22 protein-coding genes are annotated in these 25,510 nt (G+C 73.4%); 6 read left to right on the top strand and 16 right to left on the bottom strand.

Translation table 11 applies throughout. From position 1 onward, the window contains the following. Positions 1–41 precede the first annotated feature (41 nt). Together ACI78Z_RS19780 and ACI78Z_RS19775 are read right to left on the bottom strand one after the other, a co-directional pair. Positions 42–1,598 (bottom strand): gamma-aminobutyraldehyde dehydrogenase, encoded by a 1,557-nt coding sequence (locus ACI78Z_RS19780; protein WP_457038257.1) that lies wholly within the window; start codon positions 1,596–1,598, stop codon positions 42–44. Between the two features lie 59 nt (positions 1,599–1,657). Then, positions 1,658–2,758, bottom strand: coding sequence for a proline racemase family protein (locus ACI78Z_RS19775; RefSeq protein ID WP_457038256.1), 1,101 nt, complete (start codon positions 2,756–2,758; stop codon positions 1,658–1,660). 184 nt (positions 2,759–2,942) lie between these two features. On the opposite strand from ACI78Z_RS19775, the gene ACI78Z_RS19770 reads away from it, so the two are divergent. From ACI78Z_RS19770 to ACI78Z_RS19755, 4 genes are all read left to right on the top strand, one after another. Then, a complete protein-coding gene (locus ACI78Z_RS19770; RefSeq protein WP_457038255.1) occupies positions 2,943–3,845 on the top strand; it encodes a dihydrodipicolinate synthase family protein in 903 nt (300 codons plus the stop codon). 37 nt (positions 3,846–3,882) lie between these two features. Further along, positions 3,883–5,175, top strand: coding sequence for an NAD(P)/FAD-dependent oxidoreductase (locus ACI78Z_RS19765; RefSeq protein ID WP_457038254.1), 1,293 nt, complete (start codon positions 3,883–3,885; stop codon positions 5,173–5,175). 274 nt (positions 5,176–5,449) lie between these two features. Beyond that, positions 5,450–7,318 (top strand): APC family permease, encoded by a 1,869-nt coding sequence (locus ACI78Z_RS19760; protein WP_457038253.1) that lies wholly within the window; start codon positions 5,450–5,452, stop codon positions 7,316–7,318. A 162-nt stretch (positions 7,319–7,480) separates the two neighbouring features. Then, on the top strand, positions 7,481–9,325 hold the full coding sequence (locus ACI78Z_RS19755; RefSeq protein WP_457038252.1) for a putative nucleotidyltransferase substrate binding domain-containing protein: 1,845 nt from the start codon (positions 7,481–7,483) through the stop codon (positions 9,323–9,325). 62 nt (positions 9,326–9,387) lie between these two features. On the opposite strand, the gene ACI78Z_RS19750 is transcribed toward ACI78Z_RS19755, so the two are convergent. The 9 genes from ACI78Z_RS19750 to ACI78Z_RS19710 form a co-directional block, all read right to left on the bottom strand. Then, a complete protein-coding gene (locus ACI78Z_RS19750; protein ID WP_457038251.1) occupies positions 9,388–9,987 on the bottom strand; it encodes a short chain dehydrogenase in 600 nt (199 codons plus the stop codon). 46 nt (positions 9,988–10,033) lie between these two features. After that, positions 10,034–11,164: an alanine dehydrogenase gene (ald, locus tag ACI78Z_RS19745; RefSeq protein WP_457038250.1), complete on the bottom strand. Its 1,131-nt coding sequence runs from the start codon at positions 11,162–11,164 to the stop codon at positions 10,034–10,036. A 152-nt stretch (positions 11,165–11,316) separates the two neighbouring features. Then, positions 11,317–12,711, bottom strand: coding sequence for an aspartate aminotransferase family protein (locus ACI78Z_RS19740; protein WP_457038249.1), 1,395 nt, complete (start codon positions 12,709–12,711; stop codon positions 11,317–11,319). A 346-nt stretch (positions 12,712–13,057) separates the two neighbouring features. Further along, complete coding sequence (locus ACI78Z_RS19735; protein WP_457038248.1) at positions 13,058–13,516, bottom strand: hypothetical protein; 459 nt, start codon at positions 13,514–13,516, stop codon at positions 13,058–13,060. A 105-nt stretch (positions 13,517–13,621) separates the two neighbouring features. After that, complete coding sequence (locus ACI78Z_RS19730) at positions 13,622–14,101, bottom strand: LysM peptidoglycan-binding domain-containing protein (RefSeq protein WP_457038247.1); 480 nt, start codon at positions 14,099–14,101, stop codon at positions 13,622–13,624. A gap of 1,176 nt (positions 14,102–15,277) precedes the next feature. After that, complete coding sequence (locus ACI78Z_RS19725) at positions 15,278–15,403, bottom strand: hypothetical protein (RefSeq protein WP_457038246.1); 126 nt, start codon at positions 15,401–15,403, stop codon at positions 15,278–15,280. 179 nt (positions 15,404–15,582) lie between these two features. Next, complete coding sequence (locus tag ACI78Z_RS19720) at positions 15,583–16,482, bottom strand: alpha/beta hydrolase fold domain-containing protein (RefSeq protein WP_457038245.1); 900 nt, start codon at positions 16,480–16,482, stop codon at positions 15,583–15,585. Positions 16,483–16,580: 98 nt separating this feature from the next. Continuing rightward, a complete protein-coding gene (locus ACI78Z_RS19715; RefSeq protein ID WP_457038244.1) occupies positions 16,581–17,561 on the bottom strand; it encodes an NAD(P)H-dependent flavin oxidoreductase in 981 nt (326 codons plus the stop codon). A gap of 33 nt (positions 17,562–17,594) precedes the next feature. After that, positions 17,595–18,629 carry a nitronate monooxygenase gene (locus ACI78Z_RS19710; protein WP_457038243.1) on the bottom strand — a complete coding sequence of 345 codons (1,035 nt, stop codon included), beginning with the start codon at positions 18,627–18,629 and terminating at the stop codon, positions 17,595–17,597. A 118-nt stretch (positions 18,630–18,747) separates the two neighbouring features. On the opposite strand from ACI78Z_RS19710, the gene ACI78Z_RS19705 reads away from it, so the two are divergent. Continuing rightward, positions 18,748–19,485 (top strand): LysR family transcriptional regulator, encoded by a 738-nt coding sequence (locus ACI78Z_RS19705; RefSeq protein WP_457038242.1) that lies wholly within the window; start codon positions 18,748–18,750, stop codon positions 19,483–19,485. Positions 19,486–19,502: 17 nt separating this feature from the next. Here the strand turns inward: ACI78Z_RS19705 and ACI78Z_RS19700 are convergent, their stop codons facing one another. The 4 genes from ACI78Z_RS19700 to ACI78Z_RS19685 form a co-directional block, all read right to left on the bottom strand. Further along, positions 19,503–20,177 (bottom strand): GntR family transcriptional regulator, encoded by a 675-nt coding sequence (locus ACI78Z_RS19700; protein ID WP_457038241.1) that lies wholly within the window; start codon positions 20,175–20,177, stop codon positions 19,503–19,505. Positions 20,178–20,464: 287 nt separating this feature from the next. Then, positions 20,465–21,274, bottom strand: coding sequence for an AmmeMemoRadiSam system protein B (gene amrB / locus ACI78Z_RS19695; RefSeq protein ID WP_457038240.1), 810 nt, complete (start codon positions 21,272–21,274; stop codon positions 20,465–20,467). A gap of 3 nt (positions 21,275–21,277) precedes the next feature. Further along, positions 21,278–22,378, bottom strand: a complete 1,101-nt coding sequence (amrS, locus tag ACI78Z_RS19690; RefSeq protein ID WP_457038239.1) for an AmmeMemoRadiSam system radical SAM enzyme — start codon at positions 22,376–22,378, stop codon at positions 21,278–21,280. 89 nt (positions 22,379–22,467) lie between these two features. Next, positions 22,468–23,895 (bottom strand): NAD(P)/FAD-dependent oxidoreductase, encoded by a 1,428-nt coding sequence (locus ACI78Z_RS19685; RefSeq protein ID WP_457038238.1) that lies wholly within the window; start codon positions 23,893–23,895, stop codon positions 22,468–22,470. A gap of 352 nt (positions 23,896–24,247) precedes the next feature. Here ACI78Z_RS19685 and ACI78Z_RS19680 point away from each other — a divergent pair, with 352 nt between their 5' ends. Continuing rightward, complete coding sequence (locus ACI78Z_RS19680; RefSeq protein ID WP_457038237.1) at positions 24,248–24,592, top strand: GNAT family N-acetyltransferase; 345 nt, start codon at positions 24,248–24,250, stop codon at positions 24,590–24,592. Positions 24,593–24,781: 189 nt separating this feature from the next. Here the strand turns inward: ACI78Z_RS19680 and ACI78Z_RS19675 are convergent, their stop codons facing one another. After that, entirely contained in the window at positions 24,782–25,369 is a 588-nt protein-coding gene (locus ACI78Z_RS19675) for an NADPH-dependent FMN reductase (RefSeq protein ID WP_457038236.1), read from the bottom strand. Between the last annotated feature and the right edge of the window lie 141 nt (positions 25,370–25,510).

Raw genomic sequence — 25,510 nt, 5'->3', positions numbered from 1 at the left:
GGGCGCGCCGGACGACCGGGTGCGCCCGCGACGGGGTCGGCTCAGGCGGTCATGACGCGGGAGGCGTGGTGCTCGCCCTCCGCGGCCGGGCTGGTGAAGATCACGTCGTGCCAGTCCTTGCGCGGCTGCCGGGACAACGCCGACATGACGTGCTTGACCTGGGTGTACTCGTCGAACGAGTAGGTGGACATGTCCTTGCCGAAGCCGGAGGCCTTGTACCCGCCGTGCGGCATCTCGCTGATGATCGGGATGTGGTCGTTGATCCACACGCAGCCGGCGGCGATCCCGGCGGAGGCGCGCTGGGCGCGGAACACGTCGCTGGTCCAGGCCGAGGCGGCCAGGCCGTAGGGGGTGTCGTTGGCGAGGGCCAGACCCTCGTCGTCGCCGTCGAAGGGCAGCGCGACCAGGACCGGGCCGAACACCTCGTCCTGGACGATCTCGGAGTCCTGCGCCGCGTCGACCACGAGGGTCGGCTCGTAGTAGGCGCCGGCCTGCAGGGCGCCGGTGCCGGGACGCCCGCCGGTGACGACCTTGGCGCCGGCCTGGCGGGCGCGGTCGACCATGCCGGCGACGTTGTCGCGGTGGTTGAGGGAGATCAGTGACCCGAGGTCGGTGGCCGGGTCGTCGACGGGCCCGACCACGACCTGGGACATGAGCTCGGCGACGCGGCTGACGAAGGCGTCGTAGAGCGGGCGCTGCACGTAGGCGCGGGTCGCCGCGGTGCAGTCCTGCCCGGCGTTGATCAGGGATCCCGCGACCGCCCCCCGGGCGGCGGCCTCGAGGTCGGCGTCGTCGAACACGACGAACGGGGCCTTGCCACCCAGCTCCAGGTGCACCCGCTTGACCAGGCCGGCGGCCAGCGAGCCGACCCGGCTGCCCGCCCGCGTGGAGCCGGTGAAGGAGACCATGCTGACGTCGCGGTGGGTCACCAGCGCCTCGCCGACGACCGAGCCGCGCCCGGTGAGGACGTTGACCACGCCGTCGGGGATGCCGGCGCGCTGCGCGGCCACGGCAAAGGCGACCGAGGTGGTGGGGGTGAGCTCGGCGGGCTTGAGCACGATCGTGTTGCCGGCGGCGATGGCGGGCAGGATCTTCCAGGCCGCCATCTGCAGGGGGTAGTTCCACGGGGCGATCGAGCCGACCACCCCGATCGGCTCGCGGCGGATCGTCGAGGTGTGCTCGCCGGAGTACTCGGCGCTGGCCTTGCCCTCGAGGTGGCGGGCGGCGCCGGCGAAGAAGGAGACGTTGTCCACGGTGCCGGGGACGTCGAAGCCCCGGGTGAGCCGGATCGGCTTGCCGGCCTGGCGGCTCTCGGCTGTGGCGAGCTCGCCGGCGACGGCGTCGAGCTCGGCGGCCAGCCGGTGCATCGCCGTGGAGCGCTCGGCGGGCGTCGCGCCCGCCCAGCCGGGGAACGCGGCCTTCGCGGCGGCGACGGCGGCGTCGACGTCGTCGACCGAGGCGAGGGTGTCGGTGGCGACGACCTCGCCGTTCGAGGGGTTGGTGACCGTGAGGGGGTCGGACGAGCTGCCGCGGCGGCGGCGGCCGCCGATGAACTGCTGGCCCGTGTCGTCGATGGCGGGGGACGTGGCGGCGGACATGCTGCTCCTCGGGTGTGGGTCGGGGTGGGGTGTCGCTCGGGACGGCGGCGTCCGCGTGGTCAGTCGCGGACGGTGCTCCAGATGTCGCCCACGGTCAGCCCCGTGGGGAACGGGTCGTCGGGCTGCAGGACGTGCTGCGCGTAGCCGGTGATCCACGCCCGGCCCTGGATCGAGGGCACCACGGCGTCGTGCCCGCCCACGGTCGTGCGCTCGTGCAGCAGGCCGCGGAACGTCGTCCCCAGGACGCCCTGGTGCACGAAGGGGACGCCGAGGTCGAGCTCGCCGCGGGCGTGGAGCGCGGCCATGCGGGCGCAGGTGCCGGTGCCGCAGGGTGAGCGGTCCAGGGTGCCCCGCCACGACGCCGGGTCGTCGAGGGTGATCCGGCCGGCCGGCAGGACGACGCTGTTGCGCCCGGAGACGCCGGCCGAGTCGCCCGGGCCGTGCAGCATGACCAGGGCGATCTCGGCGACGTCCGGCTTCTCGGGGTGCGCGACCGGCACCTGCTCGCGGGCCGCCGCGAGCAGCGCCGTGCCGGCGCGGGCGATGGCGGGGGCGTGCTCGGGGCCGAGCGCGACGCCCATGTCCGCGGCGCGGGCCTGCACGTAGAACTGGCCGCCGAAGGCGATGTCGGCGGCGACGGTGCCGTACTCCGGGACGTCGATCCCCTGGTCCAGCGCCCAGGCGAACGACGGCACGTTGCGCACCCGGACCCAGCGCACCCGCCCGCCCTCGACCCGGGCCGTCGCCTCCACCGGGCCGACGGCGGTGTCGATGCGGACCACCGTCTCCGGCTCGGTCGCGGGCAGGCTGCCGGTCTCCAGGAGGGCCGTGACCGCGCACATCGTGTTGCTGCCCGACATCGGCCGGAACCCGCCCTGCTCGAGGACGACGATCCCCACGTCGGCGGCCGGGTCCAGCGGCGGCAGCACGAGGACCGCGCACATCGCGGGGTGGCCGCGCGGCTCGCGCAGCAGCAACCGGCGCAGCCAGTCCAGCTCCGTCGCGCACCAGCGCATCCGTTCGGGCCAGGTGGCGCCGCGCACGAGCAGGTGGGCGCCGAGCAGGATCCGGCCGGGCTCACCCTCCGCGTGCACGTCGATCGACGAGATCGTCGTGGTTCCGGTGGACGACGGGGTGCCGGTGGAGGACGGGGTCGCCATGTCGGGCCTTCCTGTCCGGGGGCTGCGGTCCGCGCCCCGGTCAGGACGGGGCTTGACGAACCGCGTGACAGCCCTCACTCTTTCAAGTCATCCGAAGATTGTCAAACAATCTGCACCACATCGGCCGGCCCGTCCGCACCGCCCGGGTCCCGGGCACACCCCACCTGCAACCGAGAGGCACGTCGTGACCACCACTGACCTGACCGGCATCCTCGTCGCGCTCGTCACCCCCTTCACCGCCGACGGCAGCGAGATCGACGCCGCCGCCCTGGACGCCCACGTCGACCGGCTGATCCGGGAGGGGGCCCACGGCCTGGTCCCGGGCGGGAGCACCGGGGAGTTCACCACCCTGAGCCTGGACGAGCGCAAGCAGCTGACCGAGCTGGTCGTCAAGTCCGCCGGCGGGCGGGTGCCCGTGGTGGCCGGCACCGGCGCGCTGTCCACCCGCGACGCGGTCGACCTGGCCGCGCACGCGGCCCAGGCCGGCGCCTCGGCGCTGATGGTGGTGCCGCCGTTCTACGACGCGGTGGAGCTGTCCACCTTCAAGGAGCTGCTGCGCGAGATCCACGCCGCCTCGCAGCTGCCGATCATGTTCTACAACATCCCGTCGGCCTCCGGGCTCAGCCTGACCCCTGCCGAGATCGCCTCGCTGGCCGAGGTCGAGGGCGTGCGCTACCTCAAGGACACCTCCGGCGACGCGGTCGGGCTGACCGAGCTGCTGCAGCTGCACGCGGATCGGATCACGGCGTTCAACGGCTGGGACACCCTGACCTTCTACGGCCTCGCCGCCGGCGCCAAGGGCTCGGTGTGGGGCGCGACCAACGTCATCCCCGAGCTGTCCCGGCAGCTGTGGGACGCCCTGGCCGTGGACGGCGACCTGGTCCGCGGCCGCGAGCTGTGGGCGAAGGTCTACCCGATCTGCCGCCTGCTCGAGCAGTACAACTACGCCGCCGCGGTCAAGACCGGCATGCAGCTGCGCGGGTACGCGACCGGCCCGGTGCGCAAGCCCTTCGCGCTGCTCGACGGGGAGGCCCGGGCCGAGTTCGCCCGGCTGCTGCGCGCCGCGGGCGTCGAGGTCGTCGACTGACGCCGCGCGCGGTCCCACGCAGGAGGGAGGTAGCGCAGTGAAGATCGTGGTGGTCGGCGGCGGCATCGTCGGACTCGGCAGCGCGTACGAGCTGGTCCGCGACGGGCACGAGGTGACCGTCCTGGACGCCGGTGCGCTGGGCGCGGGGGCGTCGCACGGCAACGCGGCCAAGATCACGATGGCCGAGGCGACGCCGGTACCGGCGCCCGGGATGGTGCTGCAGGGCCTGAAGTGGATGCTCAAGGCGGACAGCCCGCTGTTCGTGCGGCCGTCGCTGTCCCCGCCGTTCGTGCGCTTCCTGCTCACCATGGCGCGCCACTGCAACGAGGGCGACTTCCGCCGCTCGCTGCAGGTGCACCTGGAGATGGCCTCGACGTGTGGCGAGGTCCTCGACGAGTGGGCCGACGACGGGCTGTCGTTCGAGATGCACCGCAAGGGCGTGCTGCTGGTCTACGAGAACCGGGAGAGCTTCGAGGAGCGGGTCCGCCTCAACGACGCGTTCGCGCCGTTCGGGCTGGTGCCCGAACTGCTCGACGCGGACGCGCTGCACGACCGCGAGCCGTGCCTGTCCGACCGGGCGCGGCACGCCCTGTTCTTCCCCGACGACCGGCAGGTCGAGCCGGACTCGCTGACCGGTGCGCTGGCGAAGCGGTTGCGTGAACTGGGGGCGGAGCTGCGCGAGCACACCCGCGTGCTCGACTTCGAGCAGGCCGGTGACCGCGCCACGGCCGTGGTCACCGACACCGGCCGGGTCGAGTGCGACCAGGTCGTGCTGGCCACCGGGGTGTGGACCGGCCTGCTCGCCGCGAAGCTGGGTCCGGCCCTGCCCATCGGCCCGGGCAAAGGGTACAGCGTCGACTACACCCCCTCCCCCGTGCCGCTGACCACGCCGCTGACCTTCGAGGACGCGCACGTCGCGGTCACGCCCCTGAACGGGCGGCTGCGGCTGGCCGGCACGATGGAGTTCGCCGGGATGGACCTCGGCGTCAACGCCCGCCGGGTCGCGGCCGTGAAGCGGGCCGCCGCCCAGGGGTTCCGCGACTGGGACGAGGACACCCCGCACGCCGAGCCGTGGGCGGGCCTGCGGCCGATGACCGCCGACGGGCTGCCGATCGTCGGGCGGCTGCGCCCGGAGGGCAACGTCCTGGTCGCCTCCGGGCACGGCATGCTCGGCCTCACGCTGGCACCCAGCACGGCCAAGACCGTGCGCGACCTCGCCCGGGACGTCGACGCGGGCCGCCCGAGCCCGCTCACCCCCTACGGGCCCGAGCGCTTCCTGCGGTCGTCCCGCAGGAGGGCCCGCCGGGCAGGCGCCCCCACCGGCCACTGACGCGGACCCGTCCCCGTCGACGCCGGGCGCGTCGACGGGGACGGCCAGCCGCACCCGAGCCGCCGCCACCCCGGCGGACGACCCACCCAGCCCCTCGGCCGCGCTCCGCCGGTCGAGCCCCAGTGCTGCCCGCGGACCGACGTCGTCGGCCCGACCGCCCCTCCCGGAGGAGGCGGGACCGGTCGCGTCCACCCCGCGGAGCAGCCGACCAGGCACCGAGATCCACGGGGACCGCACAGCGACACCACCGCATCCGACCAAGGAGAGACTTCGCATGTCCGCAACGCCAGATGCCCTCCCGGTGGAGGGCGCGTACGAGGCGAGCGACGCCCATCTCAAGCAACAGATCAGCCTCTTCGGCCTGATCGCCCTCGCCGTCAGTGTCCAGGTGGGCTCCGGCTGGCTCCTCGCCACGCTCGCCGCCGCGAGCATCGCCGGGCCCGCCTCCATCCTCACCTGGGTCCTCGGCGCGGTGTTCTTCGGCATCATCGGGGTCACCTGGATGGAGCTCGGCGCCATGCTCCCGCGCTCGGGCGCCGGCGTCCGCTACCCCCGGCTGACCCACGGCGCGTTCCTCAGCTGGTTCAACGGCTGGGGCTACCTCATCGCGGCGCTGGCGCTGCCCGTGATCGAGGTCCAGGCCGTCCTCACCTACATTGGCGGCAACTGGCCGGAGCTCGGCTTCCTCGAGGAGCGGGCCGGCATCACGGTGCTCTCGTGGCCGCGCGGCATCCTGGTCGGCTTCGTCCTGCTCTTCGTCTTCTTCCTGCTCAACTCGTTCGGCGCGAAGCTGCTCAGCGAGTCGAACAAGTACGTCACCATCTGGAAGATCGTCATCCCCCTGCTCACGGCGGGGCTGATGTTCACCGCGTTCTCCTCGGCCAACTTCACCATCGGGGGCGGGTTCGCGCCGCTGGGCGGCGGTGCGGTCTTCGGAGCCCTCGCGAGCGGCGGCATCGTCTTCGCCTACTCGGGCCTCCGGCAGATCCTCGACTTCGGTGGCGAGGTCGTGAACCCTCAGCGCAACATCCCGATCGCGATCGTCGTGGGCGGCCTGATCATCCCGCTGGTCATCTACCTCCTGCTCCAGATCGGCTTCCTCGGGGCGATCGACTGGGCGGCCGCCGGCGTGGAGCCCGGGGACTGGACCGGCCTCATCGGCAGCGACTGGCAGTCCGCTCCGCTGCTGAACGCCGTCGTCGCGGCCGGGTTCGCCTGGTTCTCGATCGTCCTGCTCTCCGACGCCGCGCTCTCGCCGGCGGCCACGGGGTGGGTGTGGCTCGGCATCGGGACCCGGACGGTCTACTCGATGTCGGTCAACCGCGAGCTGCCGACGGTCTTCCAGCGGATCAACCGGCACGGGACCCCGATCCTGGCCCTCCTCGGGTGCACCCTGGCCGGCCTGCTGTTCTTCTTCCCGGCGCCGAGCTGGTACCTCTTCGTCGGGATGGTCTCGATCGCGCTGACCCTCAGCTACGTCATGGGCGGCCCGGTCCTGGCGGTGCTGCGGCGCACCGCGCCGGACTTCCCCCGGCCGGTCAGGCTCAGGGGGGCCGTCTTCTGGGCCCTGGCCGGGTACGTCGCGAGCCTCCTGCTCATCTACTTCGCGGGCTGGGTGCCGCTGATCAACCTGTTCACCATCGTCTTCTTCGCGCTCCCGCTCTACGGGGCCTACACCAGCGTGCTGCACGGCTGGAGCCGACCCGGCCCGAGCTGGGTGCTGTCCGCGGCGTTCACGGTCGCCTGGATCGCCACCGCGGTCGGCGGCGGTTGGCTGGCCACCCTGGACCAGGAGCAGCGCGAGGGCGGCTGGGACTTCCCGGTGTACTTCACGGCGATCGTGCTCATCGTCGTCGCGTTCATGGCGGGGCTCTACGCGGTGAGCTCCGAGGTCGGCCGGCGACACATCCGTGGCGGGACCTGGATGGTGGCCACGATCCTCGCACTGTTGGCCGTCGCGTACCTCGGGCAGTTCGGCCCCATGGACGACCCGGTCATCGCCAACCCGGTCGACCTGGTCCTCATGGTCCTGATCGCCGTCGGCTCCTTCTTCTGGTCGGTGCGCGCGGGCGGTCCGACCGAGGAGCTCGGTGAGATCCTCGCCGCCCAGGCGGAGCGGGACCGCGCCCGCGCGATGGGCTGAGAAAGGACCCCGTCCTCCTCACCCCTCGCAAGCTCGGGGTGAGCCTCCGGACGGGGCCGGCAGCGGGACCCTGCAGGAGGGCCGGCCCGGCCCTCCTGCAGGGTCCCGCGCGTCCGGCGCACGCGGACGGGGCACGCGGGTGACGACCTACCATCGACGGTCGTGCCCGCCGCCGCCCGTCCCGTGCACCTCGACGCCGCGACGTTGACCGACTTCCTGGGTTCCTGCGCCCCGTTCGACGCCCTGGAGCCCCCCGAGCTGGCCCGGGTCGTCGCGCACGCCGTCGTCGAGCAGTACGAGGCCGGCGACGTCGTCCTCGACGCCTTTGACGCCCGCATCGCCGAGCTCTTCGTCGTGTGGGAGGGCCGGGTCGACATCTGGATCAACACCGACCGGCTGACCGAGCTGCCGGACAAGACGGAGGGCAGCGGCGGACTGTTCGGCTACGTCGCCGCGCTCACCGGAGCGGCGCTGCGGCCACGGGCCGTCGCCGTGGGCAGGGTGGTCGTCGTGCGGCTGCCGGCCGACCTCGTCGCACCGGCCTTCGCGTCCCGCCGCGGTGCCCGCTTCCTCGCGCAGGAGGTCTGGACGACCAACCAGCGCGCCGTCGGGGTCCCCGCGTACACGCTCGTCGACGACCTCGTGGCGCGCGCACCGCTGGTCGTCGACCCCGCGGCGTCGATCGCCGACGCCGCCCTGCGGATGGCCCAGGCCGACCTCGGCTACGCCGCCGTCCGGATCGCCCCCGGACGCTTCGGGCTGCTCACCGACGCGGCCATCCGCGACGTCGTCGCGTCCGCCCTGCCCACGACCACCCCGGTCGCCGAGGTCATGGACCCCGACCCGCCGAGGGTCCAGCTCGGGGCGTCGGCGACCGAGGCGCTCATCAAGGTCCTGGAGCGCGCGGCTGACGTCGTCCTCGTCACCGACCGCACGGGCGAGCTGTGCGGCGCGGTCGCCCCGATCGACTTCGTGGTGTCCTCGACGACCGCCGGCGCGGCCCTGCACGAGCAGCTGCGGCGCGCGACCACGGTGACGGAGCTGGAGCACCGCTACCGCGGGGTCCCGCAGCTGGTCAGCGAGCTCATGGCCCGCGGCCTGGCCTCGAGCCGGGTCATCACCGTGCACTCGGCGCTCGTGGACACACTGGTGCGTCGGGCGATCCAGCTGGTCATGGCGGCACACCGCGACCTCGACGTGGACGCGTTCACCTGGCTGTCCCTCGGCAGCAACGGACGACGCGAGGCGGTGCTCGGCTCGGACATCGACGCGGCGGTCTCGTTCGCCGACGGGATGGGCGCCCAGGAGATCGCGCGCTACCGCCCCGCGTTCCTGGAGATCACCCACGTCCTCGAGCGGGCCGGGCTGAACCACGACCGCCACGGGGTGAGCCCGGTGAACCCGGAGTTCGCCCTGACGCACCGGCAGTGGGAGGCCGCGGCCCGGGGCTGGCTGACGCGGCCCACCGAGGACGACGCGGTGATCAAGACCTGCCTGCTGGTCGACGGGCGGCCGATCCACGGCGACCTCACGCTGCCCGAGGTCGCCCGCGTGTTCGGCGACCTCCGCCTGCACCCGTCGACGACGAAGGCACTCCTCGCCATCTCGGTCGACCGGTCCCGGAGGCCCCGCGGACGGTGGCGTCGCAAACAGGTCGACCTGAAGACGCAGGCCCTGCTGCCGATCACGAACGTCGCGCGCTGGGCGGCACTGAGCGTGGGGGCGACCGCCCTCGGGACGCAGGAGCGGCTCCGGGCCGCGGCGGGGTCGCCGGTGCTGACCACCGAGGACGCCGAGACCCTGAGCGACGTCTTCGAGATCGTCCAGCGCATGCGGCTGCGCCACCAGCTCGAGCAGCTGGAGGCGGGCGCGACGCCGTCGGACACGATGCGGCCCCGCGACCTGTCGTCGATCGAGGCTAGCGTGCTCGACGAGGCGATCCGGGAGATCCTCGCGATCCAGCGCCGGATGGCCAACCTGGCGAGGTTCGCCCCGGACCTCCAGTGAGTGTGAGCCTCCTCCAGGGCGTCCCCTCGTCGGCTCGGGGACGCCCTGGAGGAGGCGGGAGGTCACTGCACGAGGAAGACCTGGCCGGTCTCGGCCCCCTCGATGGACCGGACGTAGGCCGCGGCCGCCTGGTCGACGTCCACGGGCGTGACCCCCGGGAAGAGGTCGCCGTACTCGGCCATGCTCTCGGTGAAGACGGTGGGGCTGACCGCGTTGATGCGCTGCGGGGCGATCTCGATGGCCGCGGCGCGCACGAAGGACTCCACCGCGCCGTTCACCATCGCGGCCGCGCTGCCGGTGACGATCGGATCCCGGTTGAGGACGCCGGCGATCAGGGTGAACGACCCGCGCTCGGCGACGTGGCGGATGCCCTGCCGGACCAGCTCGATCTGGGTGGCGACCTTGCCGCGGTAGGCGCGCAGGTAGTCCTCGGGGGTCATGTCGGCGATGCGCTTGTACGGGACGTCGCCGGCCGCGCTCGCCACCGCGTCGACGTCGCCGACCTCCGCGAAGACGCGGGCGGTCTGCTCGGGGTCGGCCACGTCGGCCTGGACGTCCCCGGCGGTGCGGCCGACGGTGACGACCTCGTGCCCCCGCCCGGTGAGCGCCTCCCCCACGGCGGCGCCGAGCCGCCCCGTCGCTCCGACCAGCAGGATCCTCATGCGTTCCCTCTCTCCTCGACCGTGGGCCCGGTACCCGCTCGGCGTCTCACCGCGCCGCGAGGAGCTCGGCGGGGTCGGTGAAGGGCAGCTCGTGGGCCTCGGCGACCGGCTGGTTGACCAGCTGGCCGTCGAGCGTGCTCAGTCCGAGGCGCAGGGCGGGGTCGGCCTGGGCCGCGCCGGCCACGCCGTGCTGGGCGACCCGCACCAGGTACGGCAGCGTGGCCGAGGTCAGGGCCAGGGTCGAGGTCCGGGCGACCGCGCCGGGGATGTTGGCCACGCAGTAGTGGGTGACCCCCTCCTCGACGTAGGTCGGGTCGGAGTGGGTGGTCGCCCGGCTGGTCTCGAAGCAGCCGCCCTGGTCGATGGCGATGTCGACGACCACGCTGCCCGGGCGCATCGCCGCGATCATCTCGCGGCTGACGAGCTTGGGTGCCTTGGCGCCCGGCACGAGCACCGCGCCGATCACGACGTCGGCCTCCGCCACGTAGGCCGCCGTCCGGGCCCGGTTGGGGGTCACCAGGTCCAGCCGCCCGCCGAAGATGTCGGACAGGTAGGCCAGCCGGCTCGGGTTGGTGTCGAGGACCCGGACGATGGCCCGCATCCCCAGCGCGATCTTCGCCGCCTCGGTGCCGGCCACCCCGCCGCCGATGATGAGGACCTTCGCCGCGGGGGTGCCGGGGACGCCGCCGAGCAGGATCCCCGCTCCCCCGGCCGGGCTCTCCAGGTGGTGCGCGGCGGCCTGCACGGCCATCCGGCCGGCGACCTCGCTCATGGGGGTCAGCAGCGGGAGCTTGCGGTCGGCGGTCTGCACGGTCTCGTAGGCGATGGAGTCGATCCGCCGCTCGAGCAGGAACTCGGTCAGCCCGCGGTCGGCGGCCAGGTGCAGGAAGGTGAACAGCTGCTGGCCCTCACGGAAGCGGTGGTACTCCTCGGGCACCGGCTCCTTGACCTTGACGATGAGGTCGGCCGCGTCGAACACCTCGTCGGCGGTCGGCACGATCTTGGCGCCGACGGCGGCGTACTCGTCGTCGGCGAACCGCGACCCGACGCCGGCACCGGCCTGCACGACGACCTGGTGACCGTCGTGCACCAGTTCCACGACACCGTCGGGGGTGAGCGCCACCCGCCGCTCGTTGTCCTTGATCTCGGTCGGTACTCCGACGACGAGCGTGCTCATGGGGTGTCTCCTCCGGTCGGGGTCGGGGTCGGGGCGGTGGGGGGACAGGCGGCCTCCCTGCAGGGTGGCCCCGTCCAGAGGCTCGCCGCGAGCTTGCGAGCGGTGAGGAGGACGGGGTCCTCCTCCGAGCGGTGGGGCAGGGAGGTCCCTCTTCAGACCAGGTCCTGGGCCTCGGTCAGCGTCTGCCGCAGGATCTGCTCCATCTGGTCGAACTCCGCCTGGCCGCAGATGAGCGGCGGGGCGACCTGGACGACCACGTCGCCGCGGTCGTCGGGGCGGCAGTAGAGGCCGTTGTCGAACAGCGCGCCGGGCAGGAAGCCGCGGACCAGCCGCTCGCGCTCCGCGGCGTCGAAGGACTCCCGGGTGGCCTTGTCCTTGACCAGCTCGACGGCCCAGAAGTAGCCGTCGCCGCGGACGTCGCCGACGATCGGCAGGTCCAGCAGCTTGCGCAGGGTGGCCCCGAGCGCGGCCTCGTTGTCGAGCACGCGCTGGTTGAGCCCCTCGTTCTCCATGATGTCGAGGTTGGCCAGCGAGACGGCCGCCGCCACGGGGTGGCCGCCGAAGGTGTACCCGTGCGGGAACGCCACGTTCGGCCGCAGGAACGGCTCGATGACCTTCTCCGAGGCGATCATCGCGCCGATCGCGCCGTAGCCGGAGCTCATGCCCTTGGCGCAGGTGATCAGGTCGGGGGTGTAGCCGAACTTCTCGCAGGCGAACGTCGCGCCGTGCCGGCCGAAGGCGCAGATGACCTCGTCGGAGACCAGCAGCACGTCGTGCTTGTCGCAGATCTCGCGGACCCGCTCGAAGTAGCCCGGCGGCGGCGTGAGGCAGCCACCGGAGTTCTGCACCGGCTCGAGGAACACCGCGGCGACGGTGTCGGCGCCCTCGAAGAGGATGGCCTCCTCGATCCGGTCCGCGGCCCAGCGCCCGAAGCCCTTGGGGTCGTCGGAGAACTCGGGGTGGCGGTAGAGGTTGGTGTTGGGCACCCGGAAGCCGCCCGGGGCCAGCGGCTCGAAGTCCTTCTTCATCGCGGGCAGCCCGGTGATGGCCAGGGCGCCGTGCGGTGTGCCGTGGTAGGCGACCGCCCGGCTGATCACCTTGTGCTTCTGCGGCTTGCCGATCAGCTTGAAGTACTGCTTCGCGGCCTTCCACGCCGACTCCACGGCCTCTCCCCCGCCGGTGGTGAAGAAGACGCGGTTGAGGTCCCCGGGCGCGAGGTCGGCGACCCGCTCGGCGAGCTCGGCCTGCACCGGGGTGGTGTAACCCCACACCGGGAAGTAGGCCAGCTCGGCAGCCTGCTTCGCGGCCACCTCGGCCAGCTCCCGGCGCCCGTGCCCCACCTGGACGACGAAGAGCCCGGACAGGCCGTCGAGGATCTTCCGTCCCTGGTTGTCCCAGATGTAGGCACCCTCCCCCCGGGTGATCACGGGGACGGGCGTCTCCGGGTGGCGGCCCTGACGGGCGAAGTGCATCCAGAGGTGGTCCGCGGCGCGGGCCGCCGTCGCGTCCGGCACGCCGGCCGGGGGCTGCTCGATCGAGGTGGTCATGCCTAGCTCCTCCTGGTTGCGGGGCGGACGAGCGTCAGACGTACCAGGAGAGCCCGGACGGCCGCTCCCCGCCGTCCGGCACGGCGGAGACCCGTCGTCCGGGCGGTCGTCGTCGCCATGACCTGAGTCTGCGGACGCCTGTGCCCGCAGTCACCCGACGATCTGTCTCCCACTGTCCTGCCGGCCCGACACTGCGTAGGGCGCGAGCCCGGTCGTCGCGTGTCCGGGGGCCTGTCCGAGGGCGATCGGCCGACCCCGAGGGCCGCCGCGGGGACAGGGGTCGTGACCTCCCGCCACGCCTGTGAATCGACCCGTGCTCGTGGCTGTCCAGCGGCGTCGGGAGGGGTCAGACGAACGCGAACAGCCGGTGCGGGTCCGCGTCACTGAGGTCCAGGACCTCGGCCAGCAGCTCGAGCGTGTCGGCGTCCTGGCGGCTGATGGAGCGACCGAACGGCCCCCGCGCCCGCGCGACCCCTTCGCCGACGGCGAGGAGAGCGGATCTCATCGAGCTCGCGGCACCAGCGCCGAGCCTGGCCGACACCGTGGCCGCCGCGAGCAGGCCGGTGGTGACGGGGCGACCGTCCCGCTCGTATGCCGCCACGATGTCGGGATCGTCCAGCGTCGCCTGCAGCGCCTCGCTGCCCAGCCGGGTCGTCGTCGGCAGCGTGGCACGAACGGCGTCCCAGATCGCATCCAGCTCCCAGGTCTCCAGCCGCGTGCGGCCGACCAGCGCGCTAAACATCCACAGCGGTGCCAGCCGCAGCGTCTGCTGGTCCGACCGGGCGAGGGTGCCGTACTGGGCCACCAGTGCCTCCTCGTTGGCGACGTCGTCCGCAGTGTGCGCCCGCTGGGAACAGCGATCAACGAGCCAGACAGGCCGAAGGCGATCTTGTGACACCCTCCCGAGCTCTCACTGGCCAGGCTCTTGGGGGATGCGCAGGATCTGGCCCACCAAGATCCTGTCGGGGTCCCGGAGCTCGTTCGCCACGGTCAGGCGTCGGACGTCGGTGCCGTACTGCCGAGCTAGTGCGCTCAGCGTGTCCCCTCGGACGACCTGATGCAGCACGTAGCCCTGCATTCCCGAGATGACGATCACGGGGACCGACTGCGTGTCCAGGCCCGGCGGCCGCTCTCCCGTTGGATCGTCACCGAACAGCTGGAACAAGGCGGGGCCGACGTGGTCGGTGTGCACATCGGCTTCGTGGACGAAAGACTCGAGCAGGCCGGTGGAGCCGGCCTGGAAGAAACCCGCAGCAAGCTCCTGGTCGCCACGTACCAGGCGCCAGCCGTAGGACGCCTCGAATGCGGTTCCGATCGCCGCGATGGCCACTCTGATTCCGATGAGGTCCTTCGGCTGCGGCTGACGTAGCTGGATTCCGTACGCGTCCACGGTGCTGTTTCTCCCATTCGGCGTCTCTTCGGGGCCCGGTGTTCGTCCGCACCGGCTGCTGTCGACGCCGATCCGGCCTCAGGTGCTGGGCCGAGTGCTTTCGGCGCTCCGGCTCTGGGTCGGGGGCGTTGGGTTCGAGTCGTCATCCGGGCATCAACGGCTGATCGTCACCGCCGAGCCGGCATCAACGACTGGGAAGCCGCCAGGCCTGACTGTCAGGCGACCTTCTCGCCGCTCGGACCGGGCCATCCTGCAGCTCATCGGCGGACCTTGCGCACACGCAGGTGGAACGGCTTGTCGGTGGCCGCACCGGCGGCATTGAACGTGCGGATGCGCAGCGTCTCGTTGACGCCCATGGCCCGAGTTCAGCCGTCACGGATCCCGCCGTCTGAGGCGTGTCATCCAAGGCTCCGACGTGGCCGTCCAACACCAGTCGTCGATGTCTTCGGGGAACGCCACGTCATGCTCCCCGGCGTTCGCCCGGTTACTGGTGATGGTGCGGTCAGATCGACGCCCCACGTTCCCTGCCACGTTGACCACAACGAGGTATTCGTCAGCCACGGCTGCTCCCCTCGCCCGCGTGCGTCGGTCACCTGCGTCGCTCTACGACATAGGGTGAGGGGCTCCCGTCACCGCATCGTCACCCGGATGTCAGCGTCGAGAAAGGCGGCCGGTTGACAACCCCTGGCTGACCGGTCACCAGCGCTGCCTGTGGTGCCGGCGCGGCACGAGGCGCTGGACCGGTTGCGCGCTCCGAGTGAGTCGCTGCGCCATCCCGACATCCCTCGTCGGCGTGTCAGTCCCGTTGGCGACAGTGGCGCGCCAACAGGACCACTACCAGAACGATCACTGGCGCGAGTCGACTCCCGGGCACGGCGCTCCCGGTGAGGCCCTCGACATCCTCCCGACTGCTCCCGGCCGGTGTCCCGCAGTGGGCCGTTGAGGGACACGGGCTGCTGCAAGGCCGCGCTCATGTCTCGCTGCGAGGCCAGCGCCTCCTGGCGTGGGGAACAGCCCATCATCACGAGAGCAGAGCCCGCGAGCAGCAGGCCGCCCCACCAGTCGTCTCCCGCGGCGAGGATGCACCCGGTGAGAGCGACGAGGACCGTGGTCCTCAGGTGACCCGACCGTCGCACCCGACGAGCCAACCACCCCGGCCTCGACCCACTCACCGGATCATCCTCGGCCCGGCGGAGCAGAGAAGTCGGAGCAGTTGCCGGCGATGGCCGCGACCAGCCCGATCACGACGAAGACGGCGACCAACGACCAACGGACCGGGCTACGCGACGACGACCGCTGCATGCCTCGGAGGCCAGGGGTCCCGGTGGCGTCGCCCGGCCGACGAGCGCGCTGTCACCCGGTGGGCGGAGGGCTCCCCAGGTGTCTCCCAGGTCTCCCAGCGGGCCGCTCCAGGACATCCGGACACACCGTGAACGCGGCCGGAGGATCGGTCGGGAGCAGGGACGAGCCGGCCGAGGACGTCAGCCGTCGAGGACGCCGGCCATGACCCGCCGCGCCCGCCGCCCCTCCGGCACGGGCAGGAGGGGGTGCACGTGGACCAGGCCCCCTTCCTCGTGGTGGTCGACCTGGACTCCGGCGGCACGGGCGCGGCTGACCAGCAGCCGGGTGTCCGGGCTGGTGATGTCGCGGGTGCCGCTGAAGACGGTCAGCGGGCCGAGCCCGGCCAGGTCCCCGAACAGCGGGCTGACCAACGGGTCCTTGATCGGCAGGTCGCCTCGCCAGAGCTCGATCGCCGCCCGGGTGCCAGGGCGGGCGAGCCACGGGTCCCGCGGCTCGACGAGGTCGATCTCGGGATTGGCCAGGGTCAGGTCCAGCGCGGGTGAGACGAGCACCGTCCGGTGCAGCGGCGGCACGCCCCGGTCGCGGAGGACCTGCGCCGCGGACAGCGCGATCTGTCCGCCGGCGGAGTCACCCAGGACGGCGACCTGCCCGGCGCCGTACCGGTCGACCAGCGCGCCGATCAGGTCGGCGATCGCGGGCACGACCGTCGCCGCGGTCCCCACGGGTGCGAGCGGGTAGATCGGGACGGTGATCGCGGTGCCGCTGCGGGCGGCGAGCCCGGCGATCAGCCGCCAGTGCAGCGGGTGGATCTGGTTGACCCAGGCGCCGCCGTGCACGTAGACGGCGGCACGGGGCGCCGTCCGGCGACGAGGCAGGATCCGGTAGACCGGCCAGCCGGTGTCGTGGTGGACGTCGACCTCGATCTCGACCGAGCGCAGTCCCCGCGGCGGCCCGTACGGGACGGGCCGCACGAGGCGGTGCTGCACACCGCGCAGCATCGCCTCCGGGGTGGCGAACTCGCGCCGGAAGCCGAGCAGGCGGAAGAGCGGGGGCAGCAGGCGGCTGGCGGGGCTGGGCACGGAGGTCGGTCCTCTCGACTGGAGCAGGGGCCGGTGTCCAGGGCAGCTTCCAGCACCGGTTGCACGCACGAACCGGAGGGGTCGACCCGCGCATCCGGTCAGGTGCCCGGGCGTCGCTGACGGAGAGCGCCGGTGAGGACGTCCTCCGCCTGCGCGGCCATGCTCCGCACGACGTCGCCGGCGTCCTCGATCGCGTGGACCTGCCCGACCGCCTCGCCGACGATCATGTTGGCGAGGTCGACGTCATCGGCCTCGACGGCGTGCGAGAACTCCGCACGTGCCGCGTCGAGGTCCTCGAGCAGCTCGGCCTCGTGGCCGTGCCAGCGGACGACGAAGTCGTTGGCCAGGACGCGTCCGGTGTAGACGGGCGGCCAGCTCTTGCCGCGGACGATGTCGTAGACGCTGGTGCGCCGGGTGGCGTCACCGTTGACGGTGAGGGCGCGTGCGTGGGCCGCTCGCGAGACGGCTGCCTGCCGGGTGGCCCAGAAGCGGGTGCCGACGACGACCCCGTCCGCGCCCAGCGCCAACGCCGCGGCGAGGCTCCGGCCGTCGGCGACCCCGCCGGCCGCCAGCAGCAGCACCTCCGGCCGCCGCGCGGCGATGAGGTCGGCGGTCTCGGGGACGAGGGTGAAGGTCGACCGGGTCCCCGTGCCGTGGCCGCCGGCCTCGCCGCCCTGCACGCAGACCGCATCGGCCCCGATCCGCAGCGCCTCGTCCACCTGGGCGAGGTCGTGCACCTGGCAGATGAGCGGGACGCCGGCGCGGTGGATCTGCTCGACGTAGGGGCCGGCGTCCCCGAAGGACAGGAAGACGGCGGCGGGCTCGTGCGACAGCGCGACGTCGAGGAGGCCGGCGTCGATGCTCCAGGTGATGAACCCGCATCCGACCCGGGTGCCGGCGGCCGCCGCGAGCTGCCGGCGGAGCCATCCCTCGTCGCCGTAGCCGCCGCCGATGAGCCCCAGGCCCCCGGCTCGGCTCACGGCAGTGGCCAGTTCCGCGGTGGCGACGAGGTCCATCGGCGCGGACACGACGGGGTGCTCGACCCCGAAGCGCTCGGTGAAGCGGGTCTGCAGGGTCATTCGTCCTCCTGGACGTCGATGTCGATCAGGTGGTCAGAGGAGCTCGGCGAGCCGGTCGATGACGGCGCGTGCCGGTCCGGTGGTCGCGGACCGGAAGCCGGTCCCCGCCCACAGGTGGACGCGGTGCGGGTCCCCGGCGGCGGCCGCGGCCTGCCGGAGGCCGCGGGTCAGGTGGTGGATCGCGGGGTAGCCGGCCGGGGCCGTCGCGTCGTGCTCGTCGACGAACCGGTTGCGCAGCGCGCGGGCCGGGCGCCCGGTGAAGGCCCGGGTGACCACGGTGTCGGGAAAGGCGGGGTCGGCGAGCGCGTCCTTGTGGGTCCGGGAGGCGCCGCTCTCGTCGGTGCGCAGCAGCAGGGTGCCCACGGCCACGGCCGCCGCGCCCGCGTCCAGCAGGGCCGCGGCGGTGCGCGGGCCGTCGACGCCGCCGGCGGCGATGACCGGGAGCCCGGTCGCCGCGACGACGGCCCGGGTGAGCTGCCCGGTCGGCGCCGGGGTGATCGGCCGGAGGGGGTCGTGGGTGCCGGAGTGCCCGCCGGCGTCGCTGCCCTGCACGACCAGTGCGTCGGCGCCGACACCGGCGGCCGCGTGGGCCTCCTCCACCGTCGTCACGGTCACCAGCACCTGACTGCCCGCCCGGCGCAGTGCGGCGACCTCGGCCGGCCGGGGCAACCCGAAGGTCACCGACACCACCGGCACCGGATCGGCCAGCAGCAGGTCGAGCTTGTCGGTCCAGCGGTCGTCGTCCTCGAGCAGCGGCGCCCCGGACAGGTCCAGGCCGTGGCGCTCGGCGTCGGCCTGCAGCTCGTCGGCGTACCGGCGGAACCCGGCCTCGTCGATCGGGCTGGCACTGGGCACGAACAGGTTCACGCCGAACGCCGCCCCGGTGCGCCGGACCTCGGCGATCTCGGCACCCAGGGCCTCGGCGGTCTTGTAGCCGCCGGCGAGGAAGGGGAACGCGCCGGCCTCGGCGACCGCGGCGGCCAGCCTGGGCGTGGTGGCGCCCCCGGCCATCGGTGCGGCGGCCAGCGGCAGCGGGCTGCCCAGCGGGTTGGGTGCGGTGCGGGCCATCAGCGCCTCTCCAGCGTCCGGGACGGTCAGCGGGTCTCGTGGCGAACCCGACGACGACGCTAGGCACCGGGCGCCGCGGCCGGGAATGCCGCAGCCGCTGCACCTGTGCTCGGCAGGCATGGACGTGGAGCTGCGGCACCTGCGCGCCTTCACCGCGGTCGCGACCCACTGCTCCTTCACCGCAGCCGGCCGCGAGCTGCTGATCACCCAGCCCGCGCTCACCCGGACCGTGCAGCATCTGGAGGCCGCCCTCGGTCAGCAGGACCTGCGGCTCGGTTTCCCGTGGGTCCTGCCCGACCCCTGGATCACCGAGACGATCACCGGGTTCGAGCAGGCCACCGGCGCGACGGTCACCCTGCTGCGCCGCGACGACGTCGACACCGGCCTCGAACGCGGCGACCTCGACGTCGCCGTCACCCGCACCCGGCTCACCGCTCCGGGAACGGTGCAGACGCCGCTGTTCGACGAGGACCGCGTGGCCGCCGTCGCACCCGCTCCCCGCTGGCGCAGCGGGACGTCATCGACTGGCTGGAGCTGGCCGGGGAGCCGGTCGTCGTCAACACCGCCAACGGCACCACCCAGCCGGACTCCTGCCGGCCGGGCACCGCCCGACGCGGGTGGCGACCTGCGGCAACTACGACGAGTGGCTGCAGGTGGTCGCCACCGGCCGCGGCGTGGGCGCGGTGCCCCGGTCCGCCGCCCGCACCGGCACCCACCCCGGCGTCGCCTTCATCTCCCTGGCCGGCGCGCCCCCCCCGTCTCCGTCTGCCTCGCCTACCGCCCCCGCCGCGGCAACCCGCTGGTGCGCCGGTTCGTCGACGTCGCCGCGACCGCGGCCTCCGCCCTGCCCCTGTAGGCGCTGCAGGACGCGCACTACGCGAGACGGCGCAGCACCTCGTCGACGCTGCGCCGGATGTGCTCCTCCACCTCGGCGGCGATCGTCGCCTCGTCGCCCTCCTCGATGACGCGGACCAGCCGGCGGTGCAGCATCGCGTCGCGCTCCGGGTCGTGGCGCACCGCCTGGTCCACGGTCAGCGCGATGTGCACCTGCGACCCCACCAGCGGCCAGATCTTGCGCAGCGTGGGGCTGTCGGCCCGGTCCCAGATCGCCTTGTGCAGCGCGATGTGGGTGACGTGGGCCTGCAGGTCGTCCCCGGACTCGATCGCGGCGAGGTGCGACGCCAGCGCCTCCCGGACGCCGTCCATCGCCGGCCCGTGCGGATCGCGGGACAGGCGCAGGGCCGCCATCGTCTCCAACGTCAGGCGCACCTCGGCGACGTCCCGGAGCTCCTCCGCCGTGGGCTGCGCGACGTGGATGCCCTTGTAGGGCACCTGCACGAGAGCGCCCTCGTGGACCAGCTGCTGGAGCGACTCCCGCAGGGTGGGGCGACTGACGCCGAGCGCCTCGGCGAGGTGGACCTCCTTGATGCGCTGGCCCGGTCGCAGCTCGCCGGTGAGCAGCGCCCGCCGGATGCGCGCCGAGACCTCCTCCCGCCGGGTGGACGAGACCACCACCCCGCCACTCAGGGTCACGGCCGGATCCGGCACGGGAAGCTCCTCGGTCACGCAGATTGACTGACGATCCGTGCCATTGTCCACGGTCGCGGGTGCGCCCGCCCGCCGCCCGGCGGAACCCGCTCGGTGTATCACCCGTCCGTGCCCGCCGATCCTGTGCTCGAGCGAACGGCGACCGCGCGGAGCCCCTGATGAACACCTACGACCCGTCGCACCGCATCTGCTACGTGCACCTGTCCGGACCGGTACCCGCCCGCCCGGCTCCTCCGGCTCCGGACGGCCCTCCGCGGGTCGCCGGCCCCGACGAGCCGGTCGTCCCCTCAGGAGCTCCGTCCTCCGGCCGCTCGGTGCAGCAGGAACGCGCCGTAGCCGACCACGCGGGCGCGCCCCGCCCCGCTGTCCGCCGACGTGGCCAGGCGGAGCAGCTCGACCGTGAGGTCCCGGGCGGCGGCGTGGTGCAGCAGTCCGCGCAGGGCGGAGGAGCCACAGGCGTCGCCCTGACCCACGGCGCCGGCGTCCCGGGCCAGGACCGCGTCGGCGGTGCGCCGGTCCCGCTCGCGCGCCGAGCGCTCGTCGAGGTAGTGGCTGAGGTCGGTGGAGACGACGGCGAGGGCGCCGTCGAGCGCGGTCAGGACGGCCGCCACGGAGTCCGGCTGCGTGCGGCCCACCAGCACCGGCAGCACCGCCACCTCCGGGCCGAGGACCCGCTGGAGGAACGGCAGCTGGGTCTCGAGGGAGTGCTCGCCGTCGTGCGGGCGGTCGTCCACGACCACGCCGGGCAGTGCGGCGGCCGCCGTCCGGGCGTCGTCGTCGACGGCCACGGTGCCCAGGGGTGTGGCGAAGGCGTCCACGGCGGGCACTGCCATCCCCTCCAGCGGCCAGAGGTGCGCCGGCCCCAGCAGCACGACCCGGCGGACGGCGTCCGGCAGTGCCGTGCTCAGCGGCGCGTACGCGGTCGCGGCCACCGCGCCCGAGTACCGGTACCCGGCGTGCGGCGCGACCAGGGCAGCAGGCGGGACCGGCCGGGGCCGGCCGCCGGCCGCGGCGAGCAGCCGGTCCACCAGGTCGCGGAGCTCCTCCGGGTCGGCGGGGTAGAACCGGCCGGCGACCGCGGGCGGGCGCACGCGCACGGGTCAGCTCACGGCCACGGACACCGGCAGCCGGCGCGCTCCCCACCGGCCGACCGGCCCGTCGTAGCGGCCCGGGACGGCGGCGCCGCAGGAGGCGCACCGCCCGTCGTCGGTGAGCCGGTAGCGGCCGATGACGTACCAGTCCCGCTCCACGACGGCCTCGCCGCAGGCCGGGCAGCTGGTGCGGCCGCCCTCGGTGTCGTGCACGTTGCCCGTGTAGACGAACCGCAGCCCGTGCCGCCGGGCGATCCGCCGCGCGCGGGTCAGCGTCGCGGGCGGCGTGGGCGGGACGTCGCGCATCTTGTAGTCCGGGTGGAAGGCGGTGAAGTGCAGGGGGACGTCGGGCCCCAGGTGCTCGGCGATCCACGCGCACTCGGCGTCGATCTCGCCGTCGGAGTCGTTGTGCCCCGGGATGAGCAGCGTGGTGATCTCGAACCACACGTCGGTCTCGTGCCGCAGGTACAGCAGGGTGTCGAGCACCGGCTGCAGGCGGGCCGCGGACACCCGCCGGTAGAAGTCGTCGGTGAACGCCTTGAGGTCGACGTTCGCGGCGTCGACGTGCGCGTACAGCTCCCGCCGCGCGTCGTCCCCCACGTAGCCGGCGGTGACCAGGACGGCCTTGACCCCGCGGGCCCGGCAGGCGTCGGCGACGTCCACCGCGTACTCGAGGAAGATCGTCGGGTCGTTGTAGGTCATCGCGACGCTGCGGCAGCCCAGCCGCTCGGCGGCCGCGGCGATGTCGTCGGGGCCGGCGGCGGCGGAGAGCCGGTCGATCTCCCGCGACTTGGAGATGTCCCAGTTCTGGCAGAACTTGCAGGCCAGGTTGCAGCCGGCCGTCCCGAAGGAGAGCACCGCGCTGCCGGGCAGGAAGTGGTTGAGCGGCTTCTTCTCGATGGGGTCCACGCAGAAGCCGCTCGACCGCCCGTAGGAGGTCAGCACGACCCGGTCGTCGACGCGCCCGCGCACGAAGCACAGCCCCCGCTGGCCCTCGTGCAGCCGGCACTCCCGCGGGCAGACGTCGCACTGCACGCGACCGTCGTCGAGCCGGTGCCAGAACCGGCCCGGGACCGTGAAGGGGTCGGAGAGACTGATGTCGGCCGTCATGACGCCTCCCGCACCCACGATAGGCGTGCCGGACGGGTCGACGGTGTGTCAGGAGCCGCTGGATCGAGCGGACGGCGGGCGGCCCGGGTTCACCCGGTGCCGCCGGCCTCCCGCGGGGTGCTGGGGATGGCCTCGTCCGCATCCGGTGCGGGCGGAGCGGCCGGCGGCGTGTGCCGCGGCACGATCGCCGGCGGTCGCGCCGCGGGCGTGCGGCCGGCGTCCGCGTCCTGCCGGGCCGTGTCCAGGGCGATGATCCGGTTGCCGCGGTTGTGGGACAGCCAGAGCGCGCGGGCCCACGTGTAGATGGCGCCGAGCCGGTTGCCCCAGCCCACCAGGTACATCACGTGGATGAAGATCCACATGACGTAGGCGAGGAAGCCGGTCACCTTCACCCCGAAGGCGTCGGCGACGGCGGAGCGGTAGCCGATCGTGGCCATGGTGCCCTTGTCGAAGTACCGGAACGGCGGCGTCTGGCGGCCGGCGAGCCGGTCCTTGATGACCCGGGCGACGTACTTGCCCTCCTGGATGGCCGGCTGGGCCACCCCCGGCAGCTTGTCGAACGACGCCATGTCGCCGATCGCGAAGACCTCGGGATGGCCCGGCACGGTGCAGTCGGGGCCCACCGGGATCCGGCCGGCGCGGTCGGTCTCGACGCCGGCCTTCTCGGCCAGCATCCGGGCCAGCGGGGAGGCCTGGACCCCTGCGGCCCAGATGCGGGTGCGGGTCCGGATCGTCTCGAGCCCGTCCGGTCCCTTGACCGTGATGGACTCGTGGTCCATGTCGACGGCCAGGGTGTTCAGCCGTACCTCGACGCCCATCTCCTCCAGGCGCTTCTGGGTGTACGCCTGCAGCTTGGGCGCGAAGGGGGGCAGGACGGCCCCGGCTCCCTCCAGCAGGATGATGCGCGCCTGCCGGGTGTCCGCGGAGCGGTAGTCCCGCGGGAGGACGGTGTGCGCCAGCTCCGCGATCTGCCCGACGAGCTCGACGCCCGTCGGCCCGGCGCCGACCACCACGAAGGTCAGCCACTCCGCCCGCTCGGCCGGGTCGGTGGCGATCTCGGCCATCTCGAACTTGGCCAGGATCCCGTCTCGCAGGTACCGGGCGTCCTCGATGGTCTTCATGCCGGGGGCGTACTCGGCCAGCTCGTCCTTGCCGAAGTAGGAGTGGGTCGCCCCGGCGGCGACGACGAGGGTGTCGTAGGGCAGCTCGAGGTGCCGGCCGTCCGGCGCCCGGGCACCCACCACCCGGCGGTCCAGGTCGACGTCCTGCACGTCCGCGAGCAGGACGCGGGCGTTCCGCTCCTTCTTGGTCACGCTCCGCAGCGCCGGGGCGATGAGCCCGGGCGGCAGGATGCCGGTCGCCACCTGGTACAGCAGTGGCTGGAAGAGGTGGTGGTTGGACCGGTCCACCAGCGTGACGTCGACGCCGGCACGGTCGAGGCCCCGGGTGACGTTGAGCCCCGCGAACCCACCCCCCACGACGACGACCCGGTGTCTCCCAGTGACGCTCGCACCCATGGCAGTGCCCCTCAAGCCAGGCCGCCGGGGGGCTGTCGGCCCGCCTCGCAGCAGCTCCTCGTCGTGCACGGTGGTGGCTCCCCGACGGCTCGTTCCCGCCATCGGCAGGCCTACCGGAGTTCCCGGGCGCGCGCCAGTGGATCGGCGTGTCCCTCGTGGACACGGTCCGGTGCCGTCTCCGTGGACTCCGACCGTCGGGGCGCGGCCCCCCGGGCAGGGACGGCGGTGCGGACGGCGGCGGAGACCGGGGCGGCGACGTCGGGTCCGGCGCGCTCGTGCCGACCTCTGCCGGTCGATCGAGGGGAGAGTGGGCCGGGTCACCCCGGCTCTGCGACGAGGAGGAGGAAGGCCCGTGACCGACACCGGACCGAGGGTCGTCGACGACCCCGAGGCCGGCCGCTTCGAGGTCCTCGTGGACGGCGAGGTCGCCGGGTTCGCCGAGTACCGGCGGACGGGGTCCTCGGTCGCCTTCCTCCACACCGTCATCGACCCGCAGCACGAGGGCCGAGGGCTCGGCTCCGTGCTCGCCCGGGACGCGCTGGACGCCAGCCGTGCGGCGGGCGCCGCCGTGCTGCCGTTCTGCCCGTTCATCCGCGGCTACATCCAGCGCCACCCGGCCTATCTCGATCTGGTCCCCGCCGACCGCCGGGCCCAGTTCGCGCTCGCGCCCGCGGCCGACCGGCCCGACCGCCCCTGACGGTCCGCGACCGCCGCCGACCCCCGGGCGCCCCGGGCGCGGGACCGCTCGCGGTGGTCCTCGGGCCGGTCGGCGGGTGGGTCAACGGGCGAGATCGGCGGTCTCGCACGCTCCGCGGCCCGCCATCGTGCAAGACCGCCGACCTCGCCGCTGCGACGGCAGAACCGTCGACCGGTCAGCACACCGCTGTCAGCGCATGGGCCGCGGCAGCACGGTCAGCACCCGCATGACGTGGTCCCGGAACTCGGCCATGTAGTCCTTGAGGAAGTTGGCCGTCGACTCGTCGATGACCTCACCGTCGTCCCGGAACCGCTCCGGGGAGTAGGTGATGTAGGCCTCGGGTGCGGTCATCTGCCGGGCGTTGCAGAAGCTGAGGACACCCCGCAGGGACTGCTGGGCGAGCGCCGTCCCGATCGCGCCGATCGACGCCCCGATCACGCCGGCCGGGATGTGGTGGAAGGAGTTCTGGCCCCACGGCCGGGAAGCCCAGTCGATGGCGTTCTTCAGCGCACCGGGGATGGAGCGGTTGTACTCCGGGGTCACGAAAAGCACGGCGTCGGATCGGGCGATCGCGTCCTTGAGCGCCATCGCCTCGGCCGGGTAGTCGGTGTCGTAGTCGGGGCTGTACAGGGGCAGGTCGCCGATCGGGATCTCGGTGAACGCCAGCTCCGGCGGGGCCAGGCGCAGCAGCGAGCGGGACAGGATCCGGTTGATCGAGGTGGACGACAGGCTGCCCACGAAGTACCCGACCTCGTAGCGCCTCAGTGGCTCACCCATGTTGGTCCTCCGTCACCGTGGGTGTCGGTGGTACCGCGGAGCGTGGGCCGCGCGCCGCTGGTCTCGGGCGAGCAGGGCTCCCCGGCAGCTGTCGTGACCCCGCGCCCGGCGGACGCCGGCCCGGGGACGTGGTGCGGTCGT

The organism is Geodermatophilus sp. SYSU D01176, from assembly GCF_054050015.1.
Note: the sequence above shows the minus strand (reverse complement) of the source record. Positions and strands in the feature narration are given on the sequence as shown.

Bases quoted from the DNA above. Each gene is read 5' to 3' on its own strand.
- ACI78Z_RS19780 (WP_457038257.1), bottom strand. From the start codon at position 1,598: ATGTCCGCCGCCACGTCCCCCGCCATCGACGACACGGGCCAGCAGTTC.
- ACI78Z_RS19775 (WP_457038256.1), bottom strand. From the start codon at position 2,758: ATGGCGACCCCGTCCTCCACCGGCACCCCGTCGTCCACCGGAACCACG.
- ACI78Z_RS19760 (WP_457038253.1), top strand. From the start codon at position 5,450: ATGTCCGCAACGCCAGATGCCCTCCCGGTGGAGGGCGCGTACGAGGCG.
- ACI78Z_RS19750 (WP_457038251.1), bottom strand. From the start codon at position 9,987: ATGAGGATCCTGCTGGTCGGAGCGACGGGGCGGCTCGGCGCCGCCGTG.
- ald (WP_457038250.1), bottom strand. From the start codon at position 11,164: ATGAGCACGCTCGTCGTCGGAGTACCGACCGAGATCAAGGACAACGAG.
- ACI78Z_RS19740 (WP_457038249.1), bottom strand. From the start codon at position 12,711: ATGACCACCTCGATCGAGCAGCCCCCGGCCGGCGTGCCGGACGCGACG.
- ACI78Z_RS19725 (WP_457038246.1), bottom strand. From the start codon at position 15,403: ATGCAGCGGTCGTCGTCGCGTAGCCCGGTCCGTTGGTCGTTGGTCGCC.
- ACI78Z_RS19715 (WP_457038244.1), bottom strand. From the start codon at position 17,561: ATGACCCTGCAGACCCGCTTCACCGAGCGCTTCGGGGTCGAGCACCCC.
- ACI78Z_RS19710 (WP_457038243.1), bottom strand. From the start codon at position 18,629: ATGGCCCGCACCGCACCCAACCCGCTGGGCAGCCCGCTGCCGCTGGCC.
- ACI78Z_RS19705 (WP_457038242.1), top strand. From the start codon at position 18,748: ATGGACGTGGAGCTGCGGCACCTGCGCGCCTTCACCGCGGTCGCGACC.
- amrS (WP_457038239.1), bottom strand. From the start codon at position 22,378: ATGACGGCCGACATCAGTCTCTCCGACCCCTTCACGGTCCCGGGCCGG.
- ACI78Z_RS19685 (WP_457038238.1), bottom strand. From the start codon at position 23,895: ATGGGTGCGAGCGTCACTGGGAGACACCGGGTCGTCGTCGTGGGGGGT.
- ACI78Z_RS19675 (WP_457038236.1), bottom strand. From the start codon at position 25,369: ATGGGTGAGCCACTGAGGCGCTACGAGGTCGGGTACTTCGTGGGCAGC.